The sequence below is a fragment of the Streptomyces sp. NPDC002520 genome, from assembly GCF_053595235.1.
Genome location: NZ_JBSFXG010000001.1, coordinates 498,039 through 521,158 on the forward strand (window position 1 = coordinate 498,039; position 23,120 = coordinate 521,158).

Consider the following 23,120-nt stretch of genomic DNA (forward strand, 5'->3'; position numbering starts at 1 on the left):
ATGACGGAGGCCGTGAGCAAGGGAAAAGTGCCGTGGGGCTAGAGAAGACGCTGAGGGAGGTCACCGCCACCCGCTACATCGAGCCCCTGCGCTCCGGCGGCTCCGTGCCCGGAATCGTCGAGGCCGACGACCTCGGCACGTACGTCGTCAAGTTCACCGGCTCGGCCCAGGGCCACAAGGCGCTGGTCGCCGAGATCATCGTCGGCGAACTCGCCCGCGCGCTCGGCCTGCGCTTTCCCGAACTGGTCCTCGTCCACTTCGACCCGGCCATCGCCGCGAAGGAGCCGCACCAGGAGGTGCGGGACCTGCACGGAGCCAGCGCGGGCGTCAACCTCGGCATGGACTATCTGCCGGGCGCGAAGGACTTCACGCCCGAGATCGCGAAGACCTTCCCCGTGGACCCCCTGGAGGCGGGCAGGATCGTCTGGCTCGACGCCCTGACCGTCAACGTGGACCGTACGGTCCACAGCTCCAACCTCATGGTCTGGCCGACGCTCGGCACCGTGCCCCCGCGCCTGTGGCTCATCGACCACGGCGCCGCCCTCGTCTTCCACCACCGCTGGGACACCACGACCCCCGGCAAGAAGTACGACTTCCGCCACCACGCACTCGGCCACTACACGCCCGACGTCCGGGCCGCCGACGCCGAGCTGGCACCCCGGGTCACCGAGGAGCTGCTGCGGGCCGTCGTCGCCGAGGTGCCGGACGCCTGGCTGGCCGAGGACGCCGGTTTCGCCACGCCCGACGACGTCCGCGCCGCCTACACCGACTACCTCCTCGCGCGGGTACGTCTGTCGCGGGAGTGGCTGCCCACCGACTTCCCGAGCCGTGAGGAACTCGCTGCCGAGGAGGCCGCCCGCGCGGCGCGCACCCAGGCAGGCCGCCCGGCCTGGCTGAAGAACGTCCCCGACCTGCACGGCAAGCCGGCGGCGGAACAGGACTGGTCGGCGCACCTGGGCTGAACACACGAAGCGGCCCCGGGGGAGTCCCCGGGGCCGCCGCCGCGTGATCGTCAGCCCTTGAGCTGCTGGTACGCCGGCAGGGTGAGGAAGTCGGCGTAGTCCTCGTCGAGGGACACCCGGAGCAGCAGGTCGTGGGCCTCCTGCCAGTGACCGGCGGCGAAGGCATCCTCGCCGATCTCCTTGCGGATGGCGTCCAGCTCCTCGGCGGCGACCTTGCGGGCCAGCTCGGGCGTCGCCTTCTCGCCGTTCTCGAACTCGACACCCGCGTTGATCCACTGCCAGATCTGCGAACGGGAGATCTCGGCGGTGGCCGCGTCCTCCATCAGGTTGAAGATGGCGACCGCGCCGAGCCCGCGCAGCCAGGCCTCGATGTACCGGATGCCGACCTGGACGGCGTTGACGAGACCGGCGTACGTCGGCTTCGCCTCCAGCGAGTCGATCGCGATCAGGTCGGCCGCCTCGACGTGGACGTCCTCGCGCAGCCGGTCCTTCTGGTTCGGCTTGTCGCCGAGGACCTTGTCGAAGGACTCCATGGCGATCGGGACCAGGTCGGGGTGGGCGACCCAGGAGCCGTCGAAGCCGTCGTTCGCCTCGCGGTCCTTGTCGGCGCGGACCTTCTCGAAGGCCACCTTGTTGACCTCGGCGTCCCGGCGGGACGGGATGAACGCCGCCATGCCGCCGATCGCGTGCGCACCGCGCTTGTGGCAGGTACGGACGAGGAGTTCGGTGTAGGCCCGCATGAACGGGGCGGTCATCGTGACCGCGTTGCGGTCCGGCAGGACGAACTTGGCCCCGCCGTCACGGAAGTTCTTGACGATGGAGAACAGGTAGTCCCAGCGGCCCGCGTTCAACCCGGAGGCGTGGTCGCGGAGTTCGTAGAGGATCTCCTCCATCTCGTACGCGGCCGTGATCGTCTCGATCAGCACGGTGGCGCGGACGGTGCCCTGCGGGATGCCGACGTAGTCCTGCGCGAAGACGAACACGTCGTTCCACAGGCGGGCTTCGAGGTACGACTCGGTCTTCGGCAGGTAGAAGTACGGGCCCTTGCCGAGGTCCAGCAGACGCTGGGCGTTGTGGAAGAAGTACAGGCCGAAGTCGACGAGGGCGCCGGGGACCGGCTTGCCGTCGGCATCGACGAGGTGGCGCTCGTCGAGGTGCCAGCCGCGCGGACGCATGACGACCGTCGCCAGCTCCTCGTTCGGGCGCAGCGCGTACGACTTGCCGGTGCGCTCGTCCGTGAAGTCGATGCCGCGGCTGTAGGCGGCGATCAGGTTGAGCTGGCCGAGGACCACGTTCTCCCAGGTGGGTGCGGAGGCGTCCTCGAAGTCGGCGAGCCAGACCTTCGCGCCCGAGTTGAGGGCGTTGATGGTCATCTTGCGGTCGGTGGGGCCGGTGATCTCGACGCGCCGGTCGTCGAGCGCGGCGGGAGCCGGGGCGACCTTCCAGGAGTCGTCCGCGCGGACGGCGGCCGTCTCCGGAAGGAAGTCGAGCGTGGAGGTGCGGGCGATCTCGGCGCGGCGCTCGGCCCGGCGGGCGAGGAGCTCGTCACGGCGCGGGGTGAACCGCCGGTGCAGCTCCGCCACGAAGGCGAGCGCAGCGTCCGTGAGGACCTCTTCCTGCCGGGGCAGGGGCTCGGCGTCGACGATGGCCAGCGGGGACGGCGCTGGTGCGGACATGAGCTGTCACTTCCTTCAGCGGTGGCACCGGGTGCCAGTTGGTACGAAACAGGACAGACAGCGCCGGCTGTGCGGTCAGGCGCTTCTGAACAGTGGATAGTAGTTTCCTCATCGTGGAATCTCAATGGTTTGTTGATGTCGAGATTCTCTGGGTCGAGGCAAGGTGGCGCCCGGTGCCACCCCGCTCACTCAAGGTGGCTCAGGTCGGCCTCGATGTCGATGTCGTAGGCCTCGGCGATGTCCGCGCACTCCACGAGCCTGATCGCGTCGGCGTGTTCGCGCAGGTAGGCACGGGCGCCGCGGTCACCGGTGGCGGTCGCCGCGATGCCCGGCCAGTGCGCCGCGCCGAAGAGGACCGGATGCCCGCGCTCGCCGTCGTAGGTGGCCGAGACCAGCGACTCGTCGCCCTCGTACGCGCGCACTACCCGGGCGACCGCCTCCGGCCCGATACCCGGCTGGTCGACCAGGCTCACCAGGGCCGCACGCACCCCCGTACCGGCGAGGGAGCCCAGCCCGGCGCGCAGCGAGGAGCCCATGCCCTCGGCCCAGCCGGGATTGTCGACCACCACGCAGCCGCTCAGGTCGGCCCGGGCGCGGACGTCCTCGGCCCGCGCGCCCAGGACGACATGGATCCGGCCGCATCCGGCCGCGCGCAGTACGCCGATCGCGTGCTCGACCAGCGGCCGCCCCCGGTGCTCCAGCAGCGCCTTGGGCCGGCCGCCGAGCCGTCGCCCACCGCCGGCGGCGAGCAGCAGCCCGGCGACGTCCTGGCGGGGGTCTCGATGGTCCTGGTTGTCCGTCATACGTCCTGCATACCTGACGCGGGCGCCGACGATCCGTTCCCTCGGGTTGTCCCTTGGGCTGAATTTCGGTCCGCGCGGTGGCGCTCCCGCACGGCGTGGCGTTAACTGGCCCGCGCATGGGGCCGTGGGTGGGGGGAGGGCTGTGTTGCGGAGCTTGGGGCAGAGCTTGGGGCAGAGGTTGGTGACCGGCAGTGACGAGGACCCGAGGGTGGCCGAACTGCGGACCGCGGTCTCCCGCCTGCGCCGGGAACTCGCCACTCTTCCCTCGGAGTTCCCCGACCGCGCCGTAGCCGAGGACGAACTGGCCACGCTCGCCGCGATGGCCGCCGGCGGCGCTCCGGACACCCCCCGCCTTCGTGGCTCCCTGCTGCTGATCGCGGGCGCGATCGGCTCGGTCAGCGCACTGGCGCGAGGATTGTCGGAGGTCAGGGAAGCGGTGGACCTCTTCGGACAGGTGCCGGGTTCTTAGAAGTGCCGACGCGGGGTCCCGCCGAAGGGGCGCGGGGCTGTGTCGACATGCGGTTCCGCCGTGATGGGGGTCCCCCGCGGTGGGGGTCCCTCGCGGTGGGGGAGAAGCCGAGAGTGGGGGAGCGGCAAGCCGCGACGCACCCGCACCGGCCGATGGCCGGGCGGCCCCCCACCCCTGGGCGCCCGGAACTAGGCGCCCGAACTGGCCAGCGTCTGGGACAGCTCCGCCGCGACTTCCTGAAGCACCGGCACGATCTTGTCCGTCGCGGCCTCGGTGACCCGCCCCGCGGGCCCGGAGATCGAGATCGCCGCAGCCGTGGGTGAGTCCGGCACGGGCACCGCGAGGCACCGCACCCCGATCTCCTGCTCGTTGTCGTCGACGGCGTACCCGAGGCGCCGCACGTCCTCGAGCGCCGCCAGGAACCCCTCCGGCGTGGTGATCGTCTTCTCCGTCGTGGCCGGCATCCCGGTACGGGACAGCAGCGCCCGCACCTCTTCGTCCGGCGCGCTCGCCAGGAGCGCCTTGCCGACCCCGGTGGAGTGCGGCAGCACGCGCCGGCCCACCTCGGTGAACATCCGCATCGAGTGCTTCGACGGCACCTGGGCCACGTACACGATCTCGTCGCCGTCCAGCAGCGCCATGTTGGCGGTCTCGCCGGTCTCCTCCACCAGCCGGGCCAGGTAAGGCCGCGCCCAGGTGCCGAGCAGTCGGGAGGCGGACTCGCCGAGCCGGATCAGCCGGGGCCCGAGCGCGTACCGGCGGTTCGGCTGCTGCCGTACGTAACCGCAGGCCACCAGCGTGCGCATCAGCCGGTGGATGGTGGGCAGCGGCAGCCCGCTGGTGGCGGACAGCTCACTCAGGCCGACCTCGCCGCCCGCGTCCGCCATCCGCTCGAGCAGATCGAAGGCACGCTCCAGGGACTGGACCCCGCCACTGGCGGCGGGCTTGGCGGAGTCGGTGGTGCTGGCGCTGGACGTCGGCACGGCGCGTTCCTTTCGGGACTGGCAGGAAGGGCAGAAGCCTACCCGGCAGTCGGTTGACTCCCTGCTTGTACGTAGCTACGTTCTGCTTGTCGGAATTCTAATTCCACTTTGTGGAAAGGTCCAGAGTGGACGCGTGTGGTGCCCTGCCCAGAAGTGTGCCTCTTGACGGCGGGGAACCGGGAGTGAAGACTCCTTCAACAGAACGTTGAATTCCGTTACGTGGGCTTAAATCCCGTTTCCTGGATGCAGGACGGTGCAAAACGGCAAAGAGAGGGGTTCGGGTGTCCGACGCTGAACTGGTGCTGCGTTCGACGCGTGTCATCACTCCGGAGGGGACGCGGGCCGCCTCGGTCGCCGTCTCCGGCGGCACGATCACGGCCGTACTGCCGTACGACGCCGAAGTCCCGGCCTCCGCACGCCTGGAGGACGTCGGCGACCACGTCCTGCTGCCCGGCCTGGTCGACACCCACGTGCACGTCAATGACCCCGGCCGCACCGAGTGGGAGGGCTTCTGGACCGCCACGCGCGCGGCGGCGGCCGGCGGCATCACCACCCTCGTCGACATGCCCCTCAACTCCCTGCCGCCGACCACCACGGTCGAGAACCTGCGGGTGAAGCGGGCGGTCGCCGCCGACAAGGCGCACATCGACGTCGGCTTCTGGGGCGGCGCCCTGCCCGACAACGTCAAGGACCTGCGCCCGCTGCACGACGCCGGGGTCTTCGGCTTCAAGGCGTTCCTGTCCCCGTCCGGCGTGGACGAGTTCCCGCACCTCGACCAGGACCAGCTGGCCCAGTCCCTCGCGGAGATCGCCGGCTTCGAGGGCCTGCTGATCGTGCACGCGGAGGACCCGCACCACCTGGCCGCGGCCCCCCAGCACGGCGGTCCCAAGTACGCCGACTTCCTCGCCTCCCGGCCGCGCGACGCCGAGGACACGGCCATCGCGAGCCTCATCGCCCAGGCCCGGCGCCTGAACGCGCGCGTGCACATCCTCCATCTGTCCTCCAGCGACGCGCTGCCGCTCATCGCCGCCGCCCGCGCCGAGGGCGTCCGCGTCACCGTGGAGACCTGCCCGCACTACCTCACCCTGACCGCCGAGGAAGTCCCCGACGGCGCCAGCGAGTTCAAGTGCTGCCCGCCCATCCGCGAGGCCGCCAACCAGGAACTGCTCTGGCAGGCCCTCGCCGACGGCACCATCGACTGCGTGGTCACCGACCACTCGCCCTCCACGGCCGACCTGAAGACCGACGACTTCGCCACCGCCTGGGGCGGCATCTCCGGCCTCCAGCTCAGCCTGCCCGCCGTATGGACGGAGGCCCGCAGGCGCGGCCACGGCCTGGAGGACGTGGTCCGCTGGATGTCCACGCGGACGGCCGCCCTGGTCGGCCTGCGCGGCAAGGGCGCCATCGAGGTGGGCCGCGACGCCGACTTCGCCGTCCTCGCCCCCGACGAGACTTTCACCGTCGACCCGGTCGGCCTCCAGCACCGCAACCGGGTCACCGCGTACGCCGGCAAGACCCTGTACGGCGTCGTGAAGTCCACTTGGCTCCGCGGCGAACGCATCCTCGCGGACGGCGAGTTCACCGAGCCGAAGGGCACGCTCCTCTCCCGCCCCCAGTAAGCCACCTTCCCCACTCCAACCGGCCGACTCCAGAAAGGACCCCCTGATCACCGTGACGGCGACCCCGAGCTTCACCGGCGACGCGAACCCCTACGGAGGCGGCGACCCGTACGCGGACTACCGCACCGCCGACTTCCCCTTCACCCAGTACGCCAACCTCGCCGACCGGCAGCTCGGCGCCGGCGTCATCGCCGCCAACGACGAGTTCTTCGCCCAGCGGGAGAACCTGCTGGTGCCCGAGCGGGCCGAGTTCGACCCGGAGCACTTCGGCCACAAGGGCAAGATCATGGACGGCTGGGAGACCCGCCGCCGGCGCGGCTCCTCCGCCGAACACCCCTGGCCGACGGCCGAGGACCACGACTGGGCGCTGGTCCGTCTCGGCGCCCCCGGCGTCATCCGCGGCATCATCGTCGACACGGCCCACTTCCGCGGCAACTACCCGCAGGCGGTGTCGGTCGAGGGCGCGTCCGTGCCCGGCTCGCCCTCTCCCGAGGAACTGCTCGGCGACGACGTGAAGTGGACGACGCTGGTCCCGCGCACCGCGGTCGGCGGCCACGCTGCGAACGGCTTCGCCGTCTCGGCCGAGCAGTGCTTCACGCACCTGCGCGTCAGGCAGCACCCCGACGGGGGCATCGCGCGGCTGCGTGTGTACGGCGAGGTCGTACCCGACCCCGCGTGGCTGTCGGCCCTCGGCACCTTCGACGTGGTCGCCCTGGAGAACGGCGGCCAGGTCGAGGACGCGTCCAACCGCTTCTACTCCCCGGCGACCAACACCATCCAGCCGGGGCGCTCCCGCAAGATGGACGACGGCTGGGAGACCCGCCGGCGCCGCGACCAGGGCAACGACTGGATCAGCTACCGCCTCGTCGCCCAGTCCCAGATCCGCGCGATCGAGATCGACACCGCGTACCTGAAGGGCAACAGCGCCGGATGGGCCTCGGTCTCGGTCAAGGACGGCGAGACCGGCGAGTGGACCGAGATCCTCCCGCGCACCCGCCTCCAGCCCGACACCAACCACCGCTTCCTGCTCCCGGCCCCGGCCGTCGGCACGCACGCGCGCGTGGACATCTACCCCGACGGCGGCATCTCCCGCCTGCGCCTGTACGGCTCTCTCACCGAGCAGGGCGCGACCGCGCTGTCGGCCCGGCACCAGGAACTGGGCGCCTGACCTCCGCCCACCCGGGCCCTGCGCCGCTGCTCCTCGGCGCGTCCGGGTGGGCTCTCACCTTTCACCCACGAGCCCGGAACTCTTTGCTCCTCCTCCCGCGTTCTCCTCGCGTGACCCTTCAGCAAGAAATCGTCGGCAACGCCATGCAGATGGCGGTCGTCAACCTGCACCCCGGCCAGACCGTGTACTGCGAGGCCGGGAAGTTCCTGTTCAAGACGACGAACGTGACCATGGAGACCCGGCTGTCCGGGCCGTCGGGCAACGGCGGCCAGCAGCAGAGCGGCGGCGGAGGCGGCATGGGCGGCATGCTGCGCCAGGCCATGGGCACCGCCATGCAGGTCGGCCAGCGCATGCTGGCCGGCGAGTCGCTGGCGTTCCAGTACTTCACCTCTCAGGGCGGCGAGGGCACCGTCGGCTTCGCGGGCGTGCTGCCCGGCGAGATGCGCGCCCTGGAACTCGACGGCACGCGCGCGTGGTTCGCGGAGAAGGACGCCTTCGTGGCCGCCGAGTCCACCGTCGAGTTCGGCATCGCCTTCCAGGGCGGCCGTACCGGCATGAGCGGCGGCGAGGGCTTCATCCTGGAGAAGTTCACCGGGCGCGGCACGGTGATCATCGCCGGCGCGGGCAACTTCATCGACCTCAACCCGGCCGACTTCGGCGGCCGCATCGAGGTCGACACCGGCTGCGTCGTCGCCTTCGAGGAGGGCATCCAGTACGGCGTCCAGCGTGTCGGCGGCCTCAACCGCCAGGGCATCATGAACGCCGTCTTCGGCGGCGAGGGACTGTCCCTGGCCACTCTGGAGGGCAACGGCCGGGTGATCCTGCAGTCGCTCACCATCGAGAGCCTCGCCAACGCCCTGAAGAAGGCCCAGGGCGGTGACAAGCAGGGCCCGACCGGCGGACTGTTCTCCACGAACGCGGGCTGACCCGCCACCGGGCGACTGACTCCCGGCCGAAATCCCTGGCCGAAGATCGTCCCCGCCGGTACGGTGATCGCGCCCCGGGCGAGCCGCCGATGTCTCCGCACCCCGTCCGGAGACCGGGAGAGCCGCCGGGACCGGCATCGCGCTCGGCGGGGAGCGGCTCGGGGTGCTCGGTCTCGCGGGCGGTGCGCTGGTGCCGGCGGGGACCGCGTGGGGGCGCCGAGTGGCGGGTTAACTTCCCGGGAACTCAGGTGACTTGACGGGAAAATCTTCCACCTTGTCGTTGACATGCCAATATCTACGCGCGTCATCATGGGGGCATGCGAATCCCCCCACGCGCAACGCGCATCAGCGCCGCAGCCACTCTCCTGACCGCCGTCCTCGTCGGCGGCACCGTCTCCGCGACCACGGCGGACGCCGCGGTCACGTCCGTCGGCAGCATCTGCTACGGCAGCCTGCCGTCGCAGGCGTACGACACCCTGCGCCTCATCGATCAGGGCGGCCCCTTCCCGTACTCGCAGGACGGCGTCGTCTTCCAGAACCGTGAGCACGTGCTGCCCGGCCAGTCGGCCGGCTACTACCACGAGTACACGGTGAAGACCCCCGGCTCCTCCACGCGCGGCGCCCGCCGCATCGTCACGGGCGAGGAGTACCAGGAGGACTACTACACGTCCGACCACTACGCCACGTTCGACCTGATCGACTTCGGCTGCTGAACCGTCCGGCAGGTCCAGAGGAACGGTGCGCACAGCCTGGGGTCCGGTCCGCGCTCGGCCGGACCCCAGGCGCTTCGCGGCGATGAACAGCGCCACCGCGACCACCAGAAGCGCGACGCTCGCGTACGGGGACCCGGCCGGACGCCCGAGGTCGTGACGAGATCGTCGACGCGGTGAGCCGGGACCGGATCCGGACCGCCCTGCCGGCCTGCGACGCGGGATTTCCCGGCGAGGACGGGCACCAAGCCGGCACCCCGCCCGTTGTCCTCGTACCGGGGAATCCCGGTTGTCCTCAGGGGAGTTCGGAAGGGGAGCGATGGACGAGCTACAGGTGGTCGATCTGGAGGAGTTCGGGGACGCGTTCCGCAGCGATCCCCATCCGGTGTACGCACGGCTGCGCGAGCAGGGCCCCGTGCACCGCGTCCGGCTGCCGGGGGCGGACGCGACCCAAATGACCTGGCTGATCGTGGGGTACGAGGAGGCGCGCGCGGCCCTCACCGACCCCCGGCTCGCCAAGGACAGCGCCAAGATGGGCGTCACCTACCTGGACGAGGAACTGATCGGCAAGCACCTGCTCGCCTCCGACCCGCCCCAGCACACCCGCCTGCGTGGCCTCGTCACCCGCGCGTTCACCATGCGCCGGGTCGAGCAACTGCGCCCCCGCATCCAGCGGATCACCGACGACCTCCTGGACGAGATGCTGCCGCACGGCCGCGCCGACCTCATCGAGTCACTCGCCTTCCCGCTGCCCATCACCGTCATCTGCGAACTCCTCGGCGTCCCCGACATGGACCGCGCGGCCTTCCGGAAGATGTCCACCGAGTTGGTCGCGCCGACCGACGCGCAGGCGGGGGAGCACGCGATCGTCCGCCTCGCCGAGTACCTCACCGAGCTGATCGAGGACAAGCGCCGCTCCGGCCCCACCGGCGACCTGCTCAGTGATCTGATGCGCGTCACAGCCGAGGACGGTGACCGGCTCTCCGCGCGGGAACTGCGCGGCATGGCCTACGTGCTGCTCGTCGCCGGCCACGAGACCACCGTCAACCTCATCGGCAACGGCGTCCACGCCCTCCTCACCCACCCCGACCAACTCGCCGCCCTGCGCGCCGACATGGACCTCCTGGAGGGGGCGGTCGAGGAGATGCTGCGCTACGAGGGCCCGGTGGAGGGCTCCACGTACCGGTTCGCGGCGGAGCCCCTGGAGATCGCCGGCACGGCCATCGAGCGGGGCGACACCGTGGTGGTCGGAATCACCGCGTCCGATCGCGACGCCGGCCGCTTCGGCGACCCGGACCGGTTCGACATCCGCCGCGACGCCCGCGGCCACCTCGCCTTCGGCCACGGCATCCACTTCTGCCTGGGCGCACCGCTGGCCCGTCTGGAAGGCCGTATCGCCATCGGCACCCTCCTGGAGCGCGCCCCCGGTCTCGCGCTCGACGGTGCGCAGGGCGAGTGGCTGCCGGGCCTGCTGATGAGGGGGATGCGCAGCCTGCCGGTGCGCTGGTGAGCCGCCCGAGCGGTCAGCCGTACGGGAGCGCGAGCCGGTCCGGGATCTCCGCGAGCCGCACCGGGCGGCGCTCGCGCCGGGAGACCTCGCAGGCCTCGGCGATCCGCAGCGCCTGCAGCGCCTCGCGGCCGTCGCAGGGGTTCGCCAGCTTGCCGTGCAGCACCTGGACGAAGGCGTTCAGCTCGGCCTCGTAGGCGGGTCCGAACCGCTCCAGGAAGCCGGTCCACGGCTTGTCGGCGGGCGGCGGCCCGGTCGGCTCGGTGGACGCCACCGGCGTACGGTCGTCCAGGCCCACCACGACGGTGTCGCGCTCCCCGGCCAGCTCCATGCGGACGTCGTAGCCGGCCCCGTTGAGCCGGGTCGCGCTCGCCGTGGCCAGCGTGCCGTCGTCCAGGGTGAGCAGGGCCGCGGCGGTGTCCACGTCACCGGCCTCGCGGAACATCGCGGGGCCGGCGTCGGAGCCGGTCGCGTACACGTCGACCACCTCACGGCCCGTCACCCAGCGCAGCACGTCGAAGTCATGGATCAGCGTGTCCCGGAACAGCCCGCCGGACAGCGGCAGCCACTGCGGCGGGGGAGGGGACTGGTCGCAGGTCATGGCCCGTACGGTGTGCAGCCGCCCGAGCCGGCCCGAGCGCACCGCCTCCCGGGCGCCGGCGTACCCCGCGTCGAAGCGGCGCTGGAATCCCATCTGCAGCACGGTGCCGGCCGCCTCCACCTCGGCGAGCGCGTGCAGGGTCCCCGGCAGGTCGAGCGCGATCGGCTTCTCGCAGAACACGGGCAGGCCCGAGCGGGCGGCGCGGCCGATCAGTTCGGCGTGCGCGGCGGTGGCGGTGGTGATCACCACGGCGTCCACGCCCCATGTGAAGATCTCGTCCACCCCCGGCGCGGCCGTCTCGCCCAGCCGCTGCGCCAGCGCCTGCGCCCGCGCCGGATCGGCGTCCGTCAGGATCAGCGCCCCGACGTCGTGATGGCGGCTCAGCGTGTTCGCATGGACGGTGCCGATGCGACCCGTCCCGATGACCCCGATGCGCATGAAAACAAAGTGAGGGCGGACCCCGCGCGCTGTCAACGGTTATGTCCGGACAATCGGACTTCACGACTTCCCGTCAACCGGGCACACGACTACGCTCGGGCCCGTGCCGAAACCAGCTGTGGACCCGACCGTGTCGCTCGATCTCCGTGTGGACCGTAGTTCCCCGGTGCCGCTGTACTTCCAGCTGTCCCAGCAGCTGGAAGCCGCCATCGAGCACGGCAGCCTCACCCCGGGAAGCCTGCTGGGCAACGAGATCGAACTGGCCGCACGGCTCGGCCTGTCGCGGCCCACGGTCCGCCAGGCCATCCAGTCCCTCGTCGACAAGGGCCTGCTGGTCCGCCGCCGGGGAGTCGGCACCCAGGTCGTGCACAGCCAGGTCAAGCGCCCGCTGGAGCTGAGCAGCCTCTACGACGACCTGGAGGCGGCCGGCCAGCGCCCCGCCACCAAGGTCCTGGTCAACACCGTCGTCCCCGCCTCCGCCGAGGTCGCCGCCGCACTCGGGATCGCCGAGGGCGGCGACGTCCACCGCGTCGAGCGGCTGCGCCTCGCGCACGGCGAGCCGATGGCGTACCTGGTCAACCACCTTCCCCCCGGCCTGCTCGACCTGGACACCGGTCGGCTGGAGGCCACCGGCCTGTACCGGCTGATGCGCTCGGCCGGGATCACCCTGCACAGCGCCCGGCAGTCCATCGGCGCCCGCACCGCCACCGCGGCCGAGGCCGAGCGGCTCGCCGAGGCCGAGGGCGCCCCGCTGCTCACCATGCAACGCGTCACATTCGACGACACCGGCCGCGCGGTCGAGTTCGGCGACCACACCTACCGCCCGACCCGCTACTCCTTCGAGTTCCAGCTGCTCGTAAGGCCCTGAGCGGGCTCTCCACGCCACCGTGAGCGCCCACCCGGGTTCGCCATGATGTCCGGACAATGTGACCGGCGTGCGCTCCCCGGCCGTGTCATGAGTGTTTCCTGTGTTCGATACTGGAGTGTTTGGGGCCGCTGAGGCATGCGCCGCGCGGCCCCCGCGTACGGATGAACACGGCAAGAAGGGCACGGCCTCGTGGCACGGTTTCGGACCTGGGTAGGCATAGCGCTGGCGGGGGCACTCTCCGTGTCCCTCGCCGCCTGCAGCAGCACCGGCGGCAAGCGGGCCGAGGACGCCCGCAAGGCCGCCGCGGCCCAGGGGCGGGCGGCGGTGAACACGCCCCGCTGGACCTTCGCGATGATCACCCACTCGGGAGACGGCGACACCTTCTGGGACATCGTGCAGAGCGGCGCGAAGCAGGCCGCCGTCAAGGACAACATCAACTTCCTGTACTCGCACGACGACGAGGCCCAGCAGCAGGCCCAGCTGGTGGACGCGGCGGTCGACAAGAAGGTCGACGGCATCATCGTCACCCTCGCCAAGCCCGACGCCCTCAAGGCCGCCGTGGCCCGCGCCGAGAAGGCCGGCATCCCGGTGGTCACGGTGAACTCCGGCTCCGAGGAGTCCAAGGCCTTCGGCGCCCTCACCCACATCGGTCAGGACGAGACCGTCGCCGGCGAGGCCGTCGGCGACGAGCTGAACAAGCGCGGCAGGAAGAAGGCCCTGTGCGTCCTGCACGAGCAGGGCAACGTCGGCCACGAGCAGCGCTGCGACGGCGTCGCCAAGACCTTCCACGGCAACGTCCAGAAGCTCTACGTCAACGGCACCAACATGCCCGACGTGCAGTCCGCGATCGAGGCCAAGCTCCAGGCCGACAAGTCCGTCGACGCCGTCGTCACCCTGGGCGCCCCCTACGCCGACACCGCCGTGAAGGCGAAGACCGACGCGGGCAGCAGGGCCGAGATCGACACCTTCGACCTCAACGCCAAGGTCGCCGCCGAGCTGGAGGACGACACCCTCGGCTTCGCCGTGGACCAGCAGCCCTACCTCCAGGGCTACCAGGCCGTCGACCTGCTGTGGCTGTACAAGTACAACGGCGACGTCCTCGGCGGTGGCAAGCCGGTCCTCACCGGCCCGCAGATCATCACCAAGGACCAGGCCGGCGCGCTCGCGGACTACACCGCGCGGGGCACGCGATGAGCACGATCCTCCGCAGCGACGAACGGCTGCTCCCGGCCTCACCGCTGCGGGGGCTGCTCACCCGCCCCGAGCTCGGCTCGATCGTCGGCGCGCTCGCCGTGTTCGCGTTCTTCGCCGTCACGGCCGACGGCTTCCTGCGCGCCGCCAGCCTCAGCACGGTCCTGTACGCCTCCTCGACCATCGGCATCATGGCCGTACCCGTGGCCCTGCTGATGATCGGCGGCGAGTTCGACCTGTCGGCGGGCGTCCTCGTGACCTCCTCGGCGCTGGTCTCCTCGCTCTTCAGCTACCAGATGACGGCGAACGCCTGGGTCGGCGCGGGCGTGTCCCTGCTGGTCACCCTCGCCATCGGCGCCTTCAACGGCTTCATGCTCACCCGCACCAAGCTGCCCAGCTTCATCATCACGCTGGGCACCTTCCTGATGCTGACCGGCATGAACCTCGGCTTCACCAAGCTGATCGACGGCACTGTCTCCACCAAGACCATCGGCGACATGGAGGGCTTCCCGAGCGCCCACGCCGTCTTCGCCTCGACCCTCACCGTCGGCGGCGTCGCCTTCAAGGTCACCATCCTGTGGTGGCTCGCCCTGGTCGCCGTCGCCTCCTGGATCCTGCTGCGCACCCGCGCCGGCAACTGGATCTTCGCGGTCGGCGGCAACGAGGACGCGGCCCGCGCGGTCGGCGTCCCGGTCGCCAGGACCAAGATCGGCCTCTACATGGGTGTCGCGTTCGGCGCCTGGATCTCCGGCCAGCACCTGCTCTTCTCCTTCGACTCCGTCCAGTCCGGCGAGGGTGTCGGCAACGAGCTGATCTACATCATCGCGGCCGTCATCGGCGGCTGCCTGATCACCGGCGGCTACGGCAGCGCGATCGGCTCGGCGGTCGGCGCGCTCCTGTTCGGCATGACGAGCAAGGGCATCGTCTTCGCCGAGTGGAACCCCGACTGGTTCAAGTTCTTCCTCGGAGCGATGCTGCTCCTCGCGACCCTGCTGAACGCCTGGGTCCGCAAGCGCGCGGAGGCGACCAAGTGACTCTCGTCGAGCTGACCGACGTCAGCAAGCACTACGGCACCGTCCGCGCCCTGGAAGGCGTCTCGCTGGAGGTCGACGCAGGCGAGATCACCTGCGTCCTCGGCGACAACGGAGCCGGCAAGTCGACCCTCATCAAGATCGTCGCGGGCCTGCACCGGCACGACGGCGGCACGCTGAGCATCGAGGGCGAGGAGACGACCCTCTCCTCCCCGCGCGAGGCCCTGGACCGTGGCATCGCCACGGTCTACCAGGACCTCGCGGTCGTCCCCCTCATGCCGGTGTGGCGCAACTTCTTCCTCGGCTCCGAGCCCCGCAAGGGCAGGGGCCCCTTCAAGCGCATAGACGTCGACTTCATGCGCCGCACCACCCACGCCGAACTGCTGCGCATGGGCATAGACCTCCGCGACGTCGACCAGCCCATCGGCACCCTGTCGGGGGGCGAACGCCAGTGCGTGGCCATCGCCAGGGCCGTCTACTTCGGCGCGAAGGTCCTCGTCCTCGACGAGCCGACGGCGGCACTGGGCGTGAAGCAGTCCGGTGTGGTCCTCAAATATGTGGCGGCGGCACGCGACAACGGCCTGGGCGTTGTCTTCATCACCCACAACCCGCACCACGCGTACCTGGTGGGGGACCGCTTCGTACTGCTGCGACGCGGCACAATGGTGGGCAATTACACACGGGACGAAATCAACCTGGACGAGCTGACGCAACAGATGGCGGGAGGCTCCGACCTGGACGCCCTACGCCATGAACTGCAGCGAGGTTGAGGGGCGCGGGGCACTGCCCGGGAGGCCACGAAGCACCCGCACCCCGCGACGCTCGCGTCACCCCCAACACCTGTTCCTTACGCCGCCCACTCCCGCGGTGAGGCAGAATCGACAAGCGATGAGCACCTACCGCGACCTCACCGCCCCCATCGGCTCCCGCCGAGCCCCGGTCCTCCGGACGGTCGGCACCCGGGAACGCCGCTCCCACCTGACCGCACCCCGCGTGCCCACGGTCGGGATCGACATCGGCGGCACCAAGGTCATGGCAGGCGTCGTGGACGCCGACGGCAACATCCTGGAGAAGCTCCGCACGGAGACCCCGGACAAGTCCAAGAGCCCCAGGGTCGTCGAGGACACCATCGTCGAGCTGGTCCTGGACCTCTCCGACCGCCATGACGTCCACGCCGTCGGCATCGGCGCCGCCGGCTGGGTCGACGCCGACCGCAACCGCGTCCTGTTCGCGCCCCACCTGTCCTGGCGCAACGAACCGCTGCGCGACCGCCTCGCCGGCCGCCTGTCCGTACCGGTCCTCGTGGACAACGACGCCAACACCGCCGCCTGGGCGGAGTGGCGCTTCGGCGCCGGCCGCGGCGAGGACCACCTGGTGATGATCACGCTCGGCACCGGCATCGGCGGCGCCATCCTGGAGGACGGCCAGGTCAAGCGCGGCAAGTACGGCGTCGCGGGCGAGTTCGGCCACATGCAGGTCGTCCCCGGAGGACACCGCTGCCCGTGCGGCAACCGCGGCTGCTGGGAGCAGTACAGCTCCGGCAACGCCCTCGTCCGCGAGGCCAAGGAGCTGGCCGCCGCCGACTCGCCGGTGGCGTACGGGATCATCGAGCACGTCAAGGGCAACATCGGCGACATCACCGGCCCGATGATCACCGAGCTGGCGCGCGAGGGCGACGCCATGTGCATCGAGCTGCTCCAGGACATCGGGCAGTGGCTCGGCGTCGGCATCGCCAACCTCGCGGCCGCACTCGACCCGTCCTGCTTCGTGATCGGCGGTGGCGTCAGCGCCGCCGACGACCTGCTCATCGGCCCCGCCCGGGACGCCTTCAAACGCCACCTCACAGGCCGCGGCTACCGCCCCGAGGCCCGTATCACCCGGGCCCAGCTCGGCCCCGAGGCCGGCATGGTCGGCGCCGCCGACCTTTCCCGGCTGGTCGCCCGCCGCTTCCGCCGAGCCAAGAGGCGCCGGGTGGAGCGGTACGAACGCTACGAGCGGTACGCCCAGGCCCGCCAGGACCGGGACACCGCATGACGACGACGCTTCCCCGCCAGGCCACGTCCCCGGAAGGACCGGGCCCCGCGCCCGAGGGCGGCCGCCACAAGATCGTGCGCAGGACGCTCACCCTGCTGATCATCGTGCTGCTCATCGGCGTCCCGGCCGTCTACCTGAACATCTCCGCCGACCAGAGCCGCGCGAGCGGCAGGGCCAAGGAGGACAAGTACGCGGCCACCGGTCTCACCCCGGGCTGGCCGTCGAAGGTGCAGCGCCGCCTCTACCAGGTGGCGGTCCCGCACCCCGCCGACTCCCTCGCCTCCTACGAGACCAATAACTGGCGGACCAGCCGCCTGTACGTCCAGTTCCGCACGACCGACGCCGGTCTGGACAGCTTCCTGGGAGCCATGGGCGTACGCCGCGACCAGCTGGAGAAGGACCACGTCACCATCGGCGCCCGCGACCGCAAGGTCACCGGCTGGAACTTCACCGGCCCCGGCACCTGGTCGGGCCTCACCCACAAGCAGAAGAACCCCGCGCCCACCCAGGACGTGGTCGTGAACACGGCCGACCCCGTCTACCCGACGGTGTACGTCGTCTCCCGCACCGTGCCGTGACCGGGCCGGCAGGGCCCTCCACCCCGTGTCGCCCGGCCCCGACCGGTCGCCGGAGCCGATTGTCAGACCCCGCCCGTACAGTCGAAGACGTCTGATCCGAAACACGGGCGGGAGGTGGCAGGACGTATGAGCGAGGGCACGGCCGCGGTGGTCGAACGCACGGAGGGGTCCGGGCCGGTCCCGGGCCCCGTTCCCGTCCGGCTCGCGTCCGTCTACCTGCCCGCGCCCCTCCCGCGCGAGGGCCGCATCGCCTTCTGGGACCCCGACGGCGGCCCCCTGCCCGCCGGAACCGGCCTCGGCGAACTGACCGTCGTACGACGCCAGGGCGCGACCGTGCGCCGCCGGCAGGTGCCCGCGCTGACCCTGCCGCTCGCCGACGCCCTGCCGCTGCTGGTCCGGGCGCGGCGCGACCCGGCCGCGCACCCGGCCACCGCCTGCTGGGGCGCCGCCGCCCTGCACGCGCTGCGGCTCGTCGCCCGGGGCCGGCTGCTGCCCGGCCTCACCCCGAACGGCCACGACGCCTGGCGCGCCGGCCCACTGGAACCCGACGACATCGCCCACCTGCGTGCGGTGGCCGCCGCCCTGCCCCCGGAGGGCCACGCCGTCCCGTTGCCGGACCCCGGCCCGCTGCGGCTGCCCGAGCCGGAGGCACTGGTCCGCTCCTTCCTGGACGCGGTCACCGACACCCTGCCCCGCACCCCCGCGGCCCCCCACACCTGCGGCCGACCCTTCGCCGCCCGCGCGGCCCAGGCGCTGCCCGGTGCCCACGACTGGGCGGCCGAGGTCGCCGCCGGCATGGACGCGGGCGTGCGGATCTCGCTGCGCCTGGACCTGTCCGCCCACGACGTCTTCGACACGGGGGCCGCCGCCGAGGGCGCGCGCGCCGCGGGCGCGGCGATCGCGCAGGTCCACAGCCTCGCCGACCCGACCCTGGTGGCCGACGCGGCCGCCCTGTGGGCGGGGGAGGCCGACACGGCCTTCGGCCCCCGCGCGCGCGTGGACGCCGCCCTCGCCGTCCGGCGCGCGGCCCGCGTGTGGCCGCCCCTGGACCGGCTCATCGAGCACGACGTCCGCGACGTCCCCGACGTACTCGCGCTGTCCGAGGACGAGCTGGGCGACCTGCTCGGCGCGGCGGCCTCCCGGCTCGCCGCCGCGGGCGTCGCCGTGCACTGGCCCCGGGACCTCGCCCGCGACCTCACCGCCGCCGCGGTGGTACGGCCCGCCCCCGGCTCGGCGACCGACGGCACCGGCTTCTTCGAGACCGAGGAACTGCTCCAGTTCCGCTGGCAGCTGGCGCTCGGCGGGGACCCGCTCAGCGAGGCCGAGATGGACGCGCTCGCCGAGGCCCACCGCCCGGTCGTACGGCTCCGGGACAGCTGGGTACTGGTCGACCCGGCCCTCGTCCGCAAGGCCCGCAAACGCGAACTGGGCCTGCTCGACCCGGTAGACGCACTGTCCGTCGCGCTCACCGGCACCGCCGAGGTCGACGGCGAGAGCGTGGAGGCCGTCCCCGTCGGCGCGCTCGCCGGCCTGCGCGACCGGCTCACGGCCGGGCTGCGCCCCGCCGAACCGCCCGCCGGACTCGCCGCCACCCTCCGCGACTACCAACTCCGCGGCCTGGCCTGGCTCGACCTCATGACCTCCCTCGGACTCGGCGGCTGCCTCGCCGACGACATGGGCCTCGGCAAGACGATCACCCTCATCGCCCTGCACCTGAAGCGGGCCCGCACCGAGCCGACCCTCGTGGTCTGCCCCGCCTCCCTGCTCGGCAACTGGCAGCGGGAGATCACCCGGTTCGCGCCCGGCGTCCCCGTCCGCCGGTTCCACGGCCAGGGCCGCACCCTGGAGAAACTGGCCGGCGGCTTCGTCCTCACCACCTACGGCACCATGCGCTCCGCCGCCGCTCACCTCGCCGAGCAGCCCTGGGGCATGGTCGTCGCCGACGAGGCACAGCACGTGAAGAACCCGTACTCCGCCACCGCCAAGGCGCTGCGCACCATCCCCGCCCCCGCGCGCGTCGCCCTCACCGGCACCCCGGTCGAGAACAACCTCTCCGAACTGTGGGCCCTGCTCGACTGGACCACCCCCGGACTCCTCGGCCCCCTCAAGTCTTTCCGCGCACGGCACGCGCGCGCGGTGGAGAACGGCGAGGATCAGGAGGCCGTGGAGCGCCTGGCCCGTCTCGTGCGCCCCTTCCTTCTGCGTCGCAAGAAGTCCGACCCCGGAATCGTCCCCGAACTGCCGCCCAAGACCGAGACCGACCACCCCGTCCCGCTCACCCGGGAACAGGCCGCGCTGTACGAGGCGACGGTGCGCGAGTCGATGCTGGCCATCGAGACCGCCGAAGGCATCGCCCGCCGGGGCCTCGTCCTCAAGCTCCTCGGCGCCCTCAAACAGATCTGCGACCACCCGGCGCTGTACCTGAAGGAGGCGGCGAGCCCCGACCGGCTCGCCGCCCGCTCCGGCAAACTCGCCCTGCTCGACGAGCTGTTGGACACCGTGCTCGCCGAGGACGGCTCCGTGCTCGTCTTCACCCAGTACGTCGGCATGGCCCGCCTCATCACCGCCCACCTGTCCGCCCGCGCGGTCCCCGTGGACCTCCTGCACGGCGGCACACCGGTCCCGGAGCGCGAGCGGATGGTGGACCGCTTCCAGAACGGCGAGACCCCGGTCCTCGTCCTCTCCCTCAAGGCGGCCGGCACCGGCCTCAACCTCACCCGCGCCGGCCACGTCGTCCACTTCGACCGCTGGTGGAACCCGGCCGTCGAGGAGCAGGCCACCGACCGCGCCTACCGCATCGGCCAGACCCAGCCCGTCCAGGTCCACCGCCTGGTCACCGAGGGCACGGTGGAGGACCGCATCGCCGAGATGCTGGAATCCAAGCGCGCCCTGGCCGACGCCATCCTCGGCTCCGGCGAGTCCGCCCTCACCGAACTGACCGACCGAGAGCTGTCCGACCTGGTCTCCCTCCGGAGGACCCCGTGACCACCGGCGCCCCCCGCCCCGCCGACGCCGCCCGCCGCGCCCTGCGGGCAGCCCGGGAACGAGCGGAGACGGACCGGGAGGCGGCGCGGGACGGCGTCGAACGGACGGCCCCCGCTGAGCAGCCCCCCTCGAACACCCCTGCGGTGTCCCACACGCCCGGGGGCGGGGCGGACGGCGACGACCACGAGCAGTCGGCGGACCGACCCGCCACGGCGGAAGCCAGGCCCGGCGAGGCGGCAAGGGAGGCTCTGCGCGCGGCTGTGGCGGCGCGTTCGGTGCGACGGGAGGCCGCCGACAGCGAAGCGCCGAGGACGGAGGGGGCTGCCGACGGGGCGGCGCCCGGTCGGCAGGACGCATCGAATTCGGGGCGTGGTGGTTCGGTCGGGGCGGCGTCCGGTGGGGGAGGCGTGTCGGAGACCAGTGGGGAAGGCGTGTCGGGGACCGGCCGTGCTGAGGTCGGGGTGGCGCTTGGCCGAGGAGACGTGTCGCCGGCCGGCCGTGCCCCGGCCAGGGCGGTGCCCGGCAGGGAGGACGCGTCGGCGGCCGGCCCGGCCGCAGCCGAGGCCGCGTCCGGACGCGTGGGCGAGCCGGCGGCCGACGATGCCGCCGACGGGCGACCGCGCGGGCAGCGGGACACCCGCACGTCGGGCGGATCCGCCACCGAGGCAGCCCCTTCCTCGGCATCCGACACCGTCCACGGCGTGCGCCCCGAACAGCCGTCCGGCGAAGCACCGCCCGCCGGAGCGCGACCGGGGGACGTCGCCCGTGAGGCGCTGCGTGCTGCCCGTCGGCAGGCGCTCCTCCCCGAGGTGACGCAGCCGGACCACAGGCGCCCGCGCCGTACCCCGGCACGCCCTGCTACCGCCCACCCCGGGACGGAATCCCGGACCACTCGCTCCCAAGCCGCCCACGACATGCGGCAGTTCCTCGCCACCGCGTTCCGCATGCCGTCCGGGACCGACACCCTGGAGGACCTCGAGGAAATCGAGGACCTCGAGGTCACGGACGACGCCGACATCTTCGGCAACGCGACCACCCGGATCGCGCCCCAACCTCCCGCGCCCACGCCGGAACCCGGCGCTGAGGCCCCGGCGCCCGACGCCCGCGTGTCCGCCGACCGCGGAGCCGGCCCGTCGGACCCCGGAGCCGTCCCACACGTACCCGCCACCATGGCCACCCCCCACCGCGACACCGAACTCCGCCGCACCTTCCCGGCGTTCCGGGCCAGGCCGGCCTCCGCGCAGGACGCCGCGTTCGCCGAGACCTGGTGGGGCAATGCCTGGGTCGAGGCGCTGGAGCAGGGGGCGTTGGACGTCAAGCGACTGGGCCGGGGGCGTGGTTACGCGGACGGGGGCGAAGTCGACGCGATCACGGTGACTCCCGGCCTCGTGCTGGCGTACGTGCGGGGGAGCCGGCCGCGGCCGTACCGGGTCCAGGTGCGGCTGCGGACGCTGGACGACGCGGACTGGGAGCGGTTCCTGGACGCTGCCGCCGACCGGCCGGGGCACATCGCGGCGCTGCTGGACAAGGAGTTGCCCCAGTCCCTGGCCGACTGCGGTGTGCCCCTGCTGCCCGGCCCGGGTGACCTCGCCCCGCGCTGCAGCTGCCCCGACTCGGGCCACCCCTGCAAGCACGCGGCCGCCCTCTGCTACCAGACGGCACGCCTACTGGACGCCGACCCCTTCGTGCTGCTCCTGCTGCGCGGCCGGGGCGAGCGGAACCTGCTTGACGCGCTGTCCCGGCGCAGCGCCGCCCGCGCGGCCCGCGCCGCCCAGGAACGGCAGCCGGGCGCGCTGCCGGGCGTACGGGCCTCGGAGGCCCTGGCCCCCCGTCAACTTCCGCCGCTGCCCATGCCGTTGCCCCCACCGCCGCATCCCGAGCAGCCTCCGGTGTACCCGGCGGCGCCGGGCGGCCCGGATCCCTTCGCGCTGGACCAGCTGGCGACCGACGCCGCCGCCCGCGCGCACGCCCTCCTCACCTCCGGCCGCGACCCCGTCGGCGAGCTGACACTGTGGGAGGACGCGGTGCGCCTCGCCGCGGCCCGCCCCGGCTCCGGTCTGACCGCCACGACCCGCGCCCTGTACGCCACGCTCGCCACGGCCACCGGCCGCACCACGGCCGACCTGGCGCGCGCGGTCGCCGCCTGGCGGCAGGGCGGCCTCGCCGGACTGACGGTCCTGGAGGAACCGTGGGACCCGCCTGCGGGCCGCTTCGACCGTGCCCGCCCGCTCCTGCTCGCCGCCGACCTGCCGGCCTTTCGCCCCCGGCGCAACCACCTCACCCACCCCCGCGGCCACGTCCAGCTCCGCCTGGGCCGGGACGGGCTCTGGTACGCCTACGAGTCCGAACCCGGACAGGACGACTGGTGGCCCCGCGGCACCCCCGACCTCGACCCGGTCGGCGCCCTCACCGGCCTGGACACCGCGAACGACCTGTGAAACTGGGGCCCGGCGTCCCGCTCGGCTCACCAGCTCCCAGCCTCTCAGTCCGTGATCCCGTGAAGGGGCTGTTGGGGGTCGCAGTGATTCCCGGAGGGGCTGTGAGGGTTCCGCAATACGTCCGCTGTGTGCG

At 72.3% G+C, this 23,120-nt stretch carries 19 protein-coding genes; 15 read left to right on the forward strand and 4 right to left on the reverse strand.

The genetic code is table 11. The features are described from left to right. Positions 1–50: 50 nt before the first annotated feature. Complete coding sequence (locus tag ACWD5D_RS01980) at positions 51–962, forward strand: HipA family kinase (protein ID WP_451371017.1); 912 nt, start codon at positions 51–53, stop codon at positions 960–962. 50 nt (positions 963–1,012) lie between these two features. Here ACWD5D_RS01980 and aceB read toward each other — a convergent pair whose 3' ends face one another. After that, positions 1,013–2,638 carry a malate synthase A gene (gene aceB / locus ACWD5D_RS01985; RefSeq protein WP_451370831.1) on the reverse strand — a complete coding sequence of 542 codons (1,626 nt, stop codon included), beginning with the start codon at positions 2,636–2,638 and terminating at the stop codon, positions 1,013–1,015. 185 nt (positions 2,639–2,823) lie between these two features. Continuing rightward, on the reverse strand, positions 2,824–3,441 hold the full coding sequence (locus ACWD5D_RS01990; protein WP_451370832.1) for a nucleotidyltransferase family protein: 618 nt from the start codon (positions 3,439–3,441) through the stop codon (positions 2,824–2,826). 181 nt (positions 3,442–3,622) lie between these two features. Here ACWD5D_RS01990 and ACWD5D_RS01995 point away from each other — a divergent pair, with 181 nt between their 5' ends. Then, on the forward strand, positions 3,623–3,910 hold the full coding sequence (locus ACWD5D_RS01995) for a DUF5955 family protein (protein ID WP_451370833.1): 288 nt from the start codon (positions 3,623–3,625) through the stop codon (positions 3,908–3,910). A gap of 188 nt (positions 3,911–4,098) precedes the next feature. Here the strand turns inward: ACWD5D_RS01995 and ACWD5D_RS02000 are convergent, their stop codons facing one another. Continuing rightward, entirely contained in the window at positions 4,099–4,893 is a 795-nt protein-coding gene (locus ACWD5D_RS02000) for an IclR family transcriptional regulator (protein ID WP_451370834.1), read from the reverse strand. A gap of 281 nt (positions 4,894–5,174) precedes the next feature. Between ACWD5D_RS02000 and allB the strand changes: the two genes are divergently transcribed. The 5 genes from allB to ACWD5D_RS02025 all read left to right on the forward strand — a co-directional run bounded on the left by allB (position 5,175) and on the right by ACWD5D_RS02025 (position 10,826). Continuing rightward, the gene (gene allB, locus ACWD5D_RS02005) at positions 5,175–6,512 is read left to right on the forward strand and encodes an allantoinase AllB (RefSeq protein ID WP_451370835.1); all 1,338 of its coding nucleotides are present in this window, start codon (positions 5,175–5,177) and stop codon (positions 6,510–6,512) included. Between the two features lie 52 nt (positions 6,513–6,564). Beyond that, complete coding sequence (gene alc, locus ACWD5D_RS02010) at positions 6,565–7,680, forward strand: allantoicase (RefSeq protein WP_451370836.1); 1,116 nt, start codon at positions 6,565–6,567, stop codon at positions 7,678–7,680. A 110-nt stretch (positions 7,681–7,790) separates the two neighbouring features. After that, positions 7,791–8,606 (forward strand): AIM24 family protein, encoded by an 816-nt coding sequence (locus ACWD5D_RS02015; RefSeq protein ID WP_451370837.1) that lies wholly within the window; start codon positions 7,791–7,793, stop codon positions 8,604–8,606. A gap of 317 nt (positions 8,607–8,923) precedes the next feature. After that, on the forward strand, positions 8,924–9,319 hold the full coding sequence (locus ACWD5D_RS02020; RefSeq protein WP_451370838.1) for a ribonuclease domain-containing protein: 396 nt from the start codon (positions 8,924–8,926) through the stop codon (positions 9,317–9,319). Positions 9,320–9,635: 316 nt separating this feature from the next. After that, positions 9,636–10,826, forward strand: a complete 1,191-nt coding sequence (locus ACWD5D_RS02025; RefSeq protein WP_451370839.1) for a cytochrome P450 family protein — start codon at positions 9,636–9,638, stop codon at positions 10,824–10,826. A gap of 13 nt (positions 10,827–10,839) precedes the next feature. Here the strand turns inward: ACWD5D_RS02025 and ACWD5D_RS02030 are convergent, their stop codons facing one another. After that, positions 10,840–11,862, reverse strand: a complete 1,023-nt coding sequence (locus ACWD5D_RS02030; RefSeq protein WP_451370840.1) for a Gfo/Idh/MocA family protein — start codon at positions 11,860–11,862, stop codon at positions 10,840–10,842. Between the two features lie 130 nt (positions 11,863–11,992). On the opposite strand from ACWD5D_RS02030, the gene ACWD5D_RS02035 reads away from it, so the two are divergent. The 8 genes from ACWD5D_RS02035 to ACWD5D_RS02070 all read left to right on the forward strand — a co-directional run bounded on the left by ACWD5D_RS02035 (position 11,993) and on the right by ACWD5D_RS02070 (position 22,987). Next, positions 11,993–12,730, forward strand: coding sequence for a GntR family transcriptional regulator (locus ACWD5D_RS02035; RefSeq protein WP_451371018.1), 738 nt, complete (start codon positions 11,993–11,995; stop codon positions 12,728–12,730). A gap of 189 nt (positions 12,731–12,919) precedes the next feature. Further along, on the forward strand, positions 12,920–13,924 hold the full coding sequence (locus tag ACWD5D_RS02040) for a sugar ABC transporter substrate-binding protein (protein WP_451370841.1): 1,005 nt from the start codon (positions 12,920–12,922) through the stop codon (positions 13,922–13,924). Next, positions 13,921–14,955: an ABC transporter permease gene (locus ACWD5D_RS02045; RefSeq protein WP_451370842.1), complete on the forward strand. Its 1,035-nt coding sequence runs from the start codon at positions 13,921–13,923 to the stop codon at positions 14,953–14,955. Before ACWD5D_RS02040 ends, ACWD5D_RS02045 begins: the two co-directional genes overlap by 4 nt. Further along, the gene (locus tag ACWD5D_RS02050) at positions 14,952–15,722 is read left to right on the forward strand and encodes an ATP-binding cassette domain-containing protein (RefSeq protein ID WP_451370843.1); all 771 of its coding nucleotides are present in this window, start codon (positions 14,952–14,954) and stop codon (positions 15,720–15,722) included. Before ACWD5D_RS02045 ends, ACWD5D_RS02050 begins: the two co-directional genes overlap by 4 nt. 118 nt (positions 15,723–15,840) lie before the next feature. Next, a complete protein-coding gene (locus ACWD5D_RS02055) occupies positions 15,841–16,986 on the forward strand; it encodes an ROK family glucokinase (RefSeq protein ID WP_451370844.1) in 1,146 nt (381 codons plus the stop codon). Then, on the forward strand, positions 16,983–17,564 hold the full coding sequence (locus ACWD5D_RS02060; protein ID WP_451370845.1) for a sugar kinase: 582 nt from the start codon (positions 16,983–16,985) through the stop codon (positions 17,562–17,564). The genes ACWD5D_RS02055 and ACWD5D_RS02060 overlap by 4 nt, the downstream gene beginning before the upstream one ends. Before the next feature lie 126 nt (positions 17,565–17,690). Then, on the forward strand, positions 17,691–20,549 hold the full coding sequence (locus tag ACWD5D_RS02065) for a DEAD/DEAH box helicase (protein ID WP_451370846.1): 2,859 nt from the start codon (positions 17,691–17,693) through the stop codon (positions 20,547–20,549). A 482-nt stretch (positions 20,550–21,031) separates the two neighbouring features. Further along, positions 21,032–22,987 carry an SWIM zinc finger family protein gene (locus ACWD5D_RS02070; RefSeq protein ID WP_451370847.1) on the forward strand — a complete coding sequence of 652 codons (1,956 nt, stop codon included), beginning with the start codon at positions 21,032–21,034 and terminating at the stop codon, positions 22,985–22,987. The last annotated feature ends 133 nt before the right edge of the window (positions 22,988–23,120 follow it).

What these genes read in the sequence shown, in the direction of transcription:
- aceB (WP_451370831.1), bottom strand. Translation starts at nt 2,638, where the DNA reads ATGTCCGCACCAGCGCCGTCCCCGCTGGCCATCGTCGACGCCGAGCCC.
- ACWD5D_RS01990 (WP_451370832.1), bottom strand. Translation starts at nt 3,441, where the DNA reads ATGACGGACAACCAGGACCATCGAGACCCCCGCCAGGACGTCGCCGGG.
- ACWD5D_RS02020 (WP_451370838.1), top strand. Translation starts at nt 8,924, where the DNA reads ATGCGAATCCCCCCACGCGCAACGCGCATCAGCGCCGCAGCCACTCTC.
- ACWD5D_RS02025 (WP_451370839.1), top strand. Translation starts at nt 9,636, where the DNA reads ATGGACGAGCTACAGGTGGTCGATCTGGAGGAGTTCGGGGACGCGTTC.
- ACWD5D_RS02030 (WP_451370840.1), bottom strand. Translation starts at nt 11,862, where the DNA reads ATGCGCATCGGGGTCATCGGGACGGGTCGCATCGGCACCGTCCATGCG.
- ACWD5D_RS02045 (WP_451370842.1), top strand. Translation starts at nt 13,921, where the DNA reads ATGAGCACGATCCTCCGCAGCGACGAACGGCTGCTCCCGGCCTCACCG.
- ACWD5D_RS02055 (WP_451370844.1), top strand. Translation starts at nt 15,841, where the DNA reads ATGAGCACCTACCGCGACCTCACCGCCCCCATCGGCTCCCGCCGAGCC.
- ACWD5D_RS02060 (WP_451370845.1), top strand. Translation starts at nt 16,983, where the DNA reads ATGACGACGACGCTTCCCCGCCAGGCCACGTCCCCGGAAGGACCGGGC.
- ACWD5D_RS02065 (WP_451370846.1), top strand. Translation starts at nt 17,691, where the DNA reads ATGAGCGAGGGCACGGCCGCGGTGGTCGAACGCACGGAGGGGTCCGGG.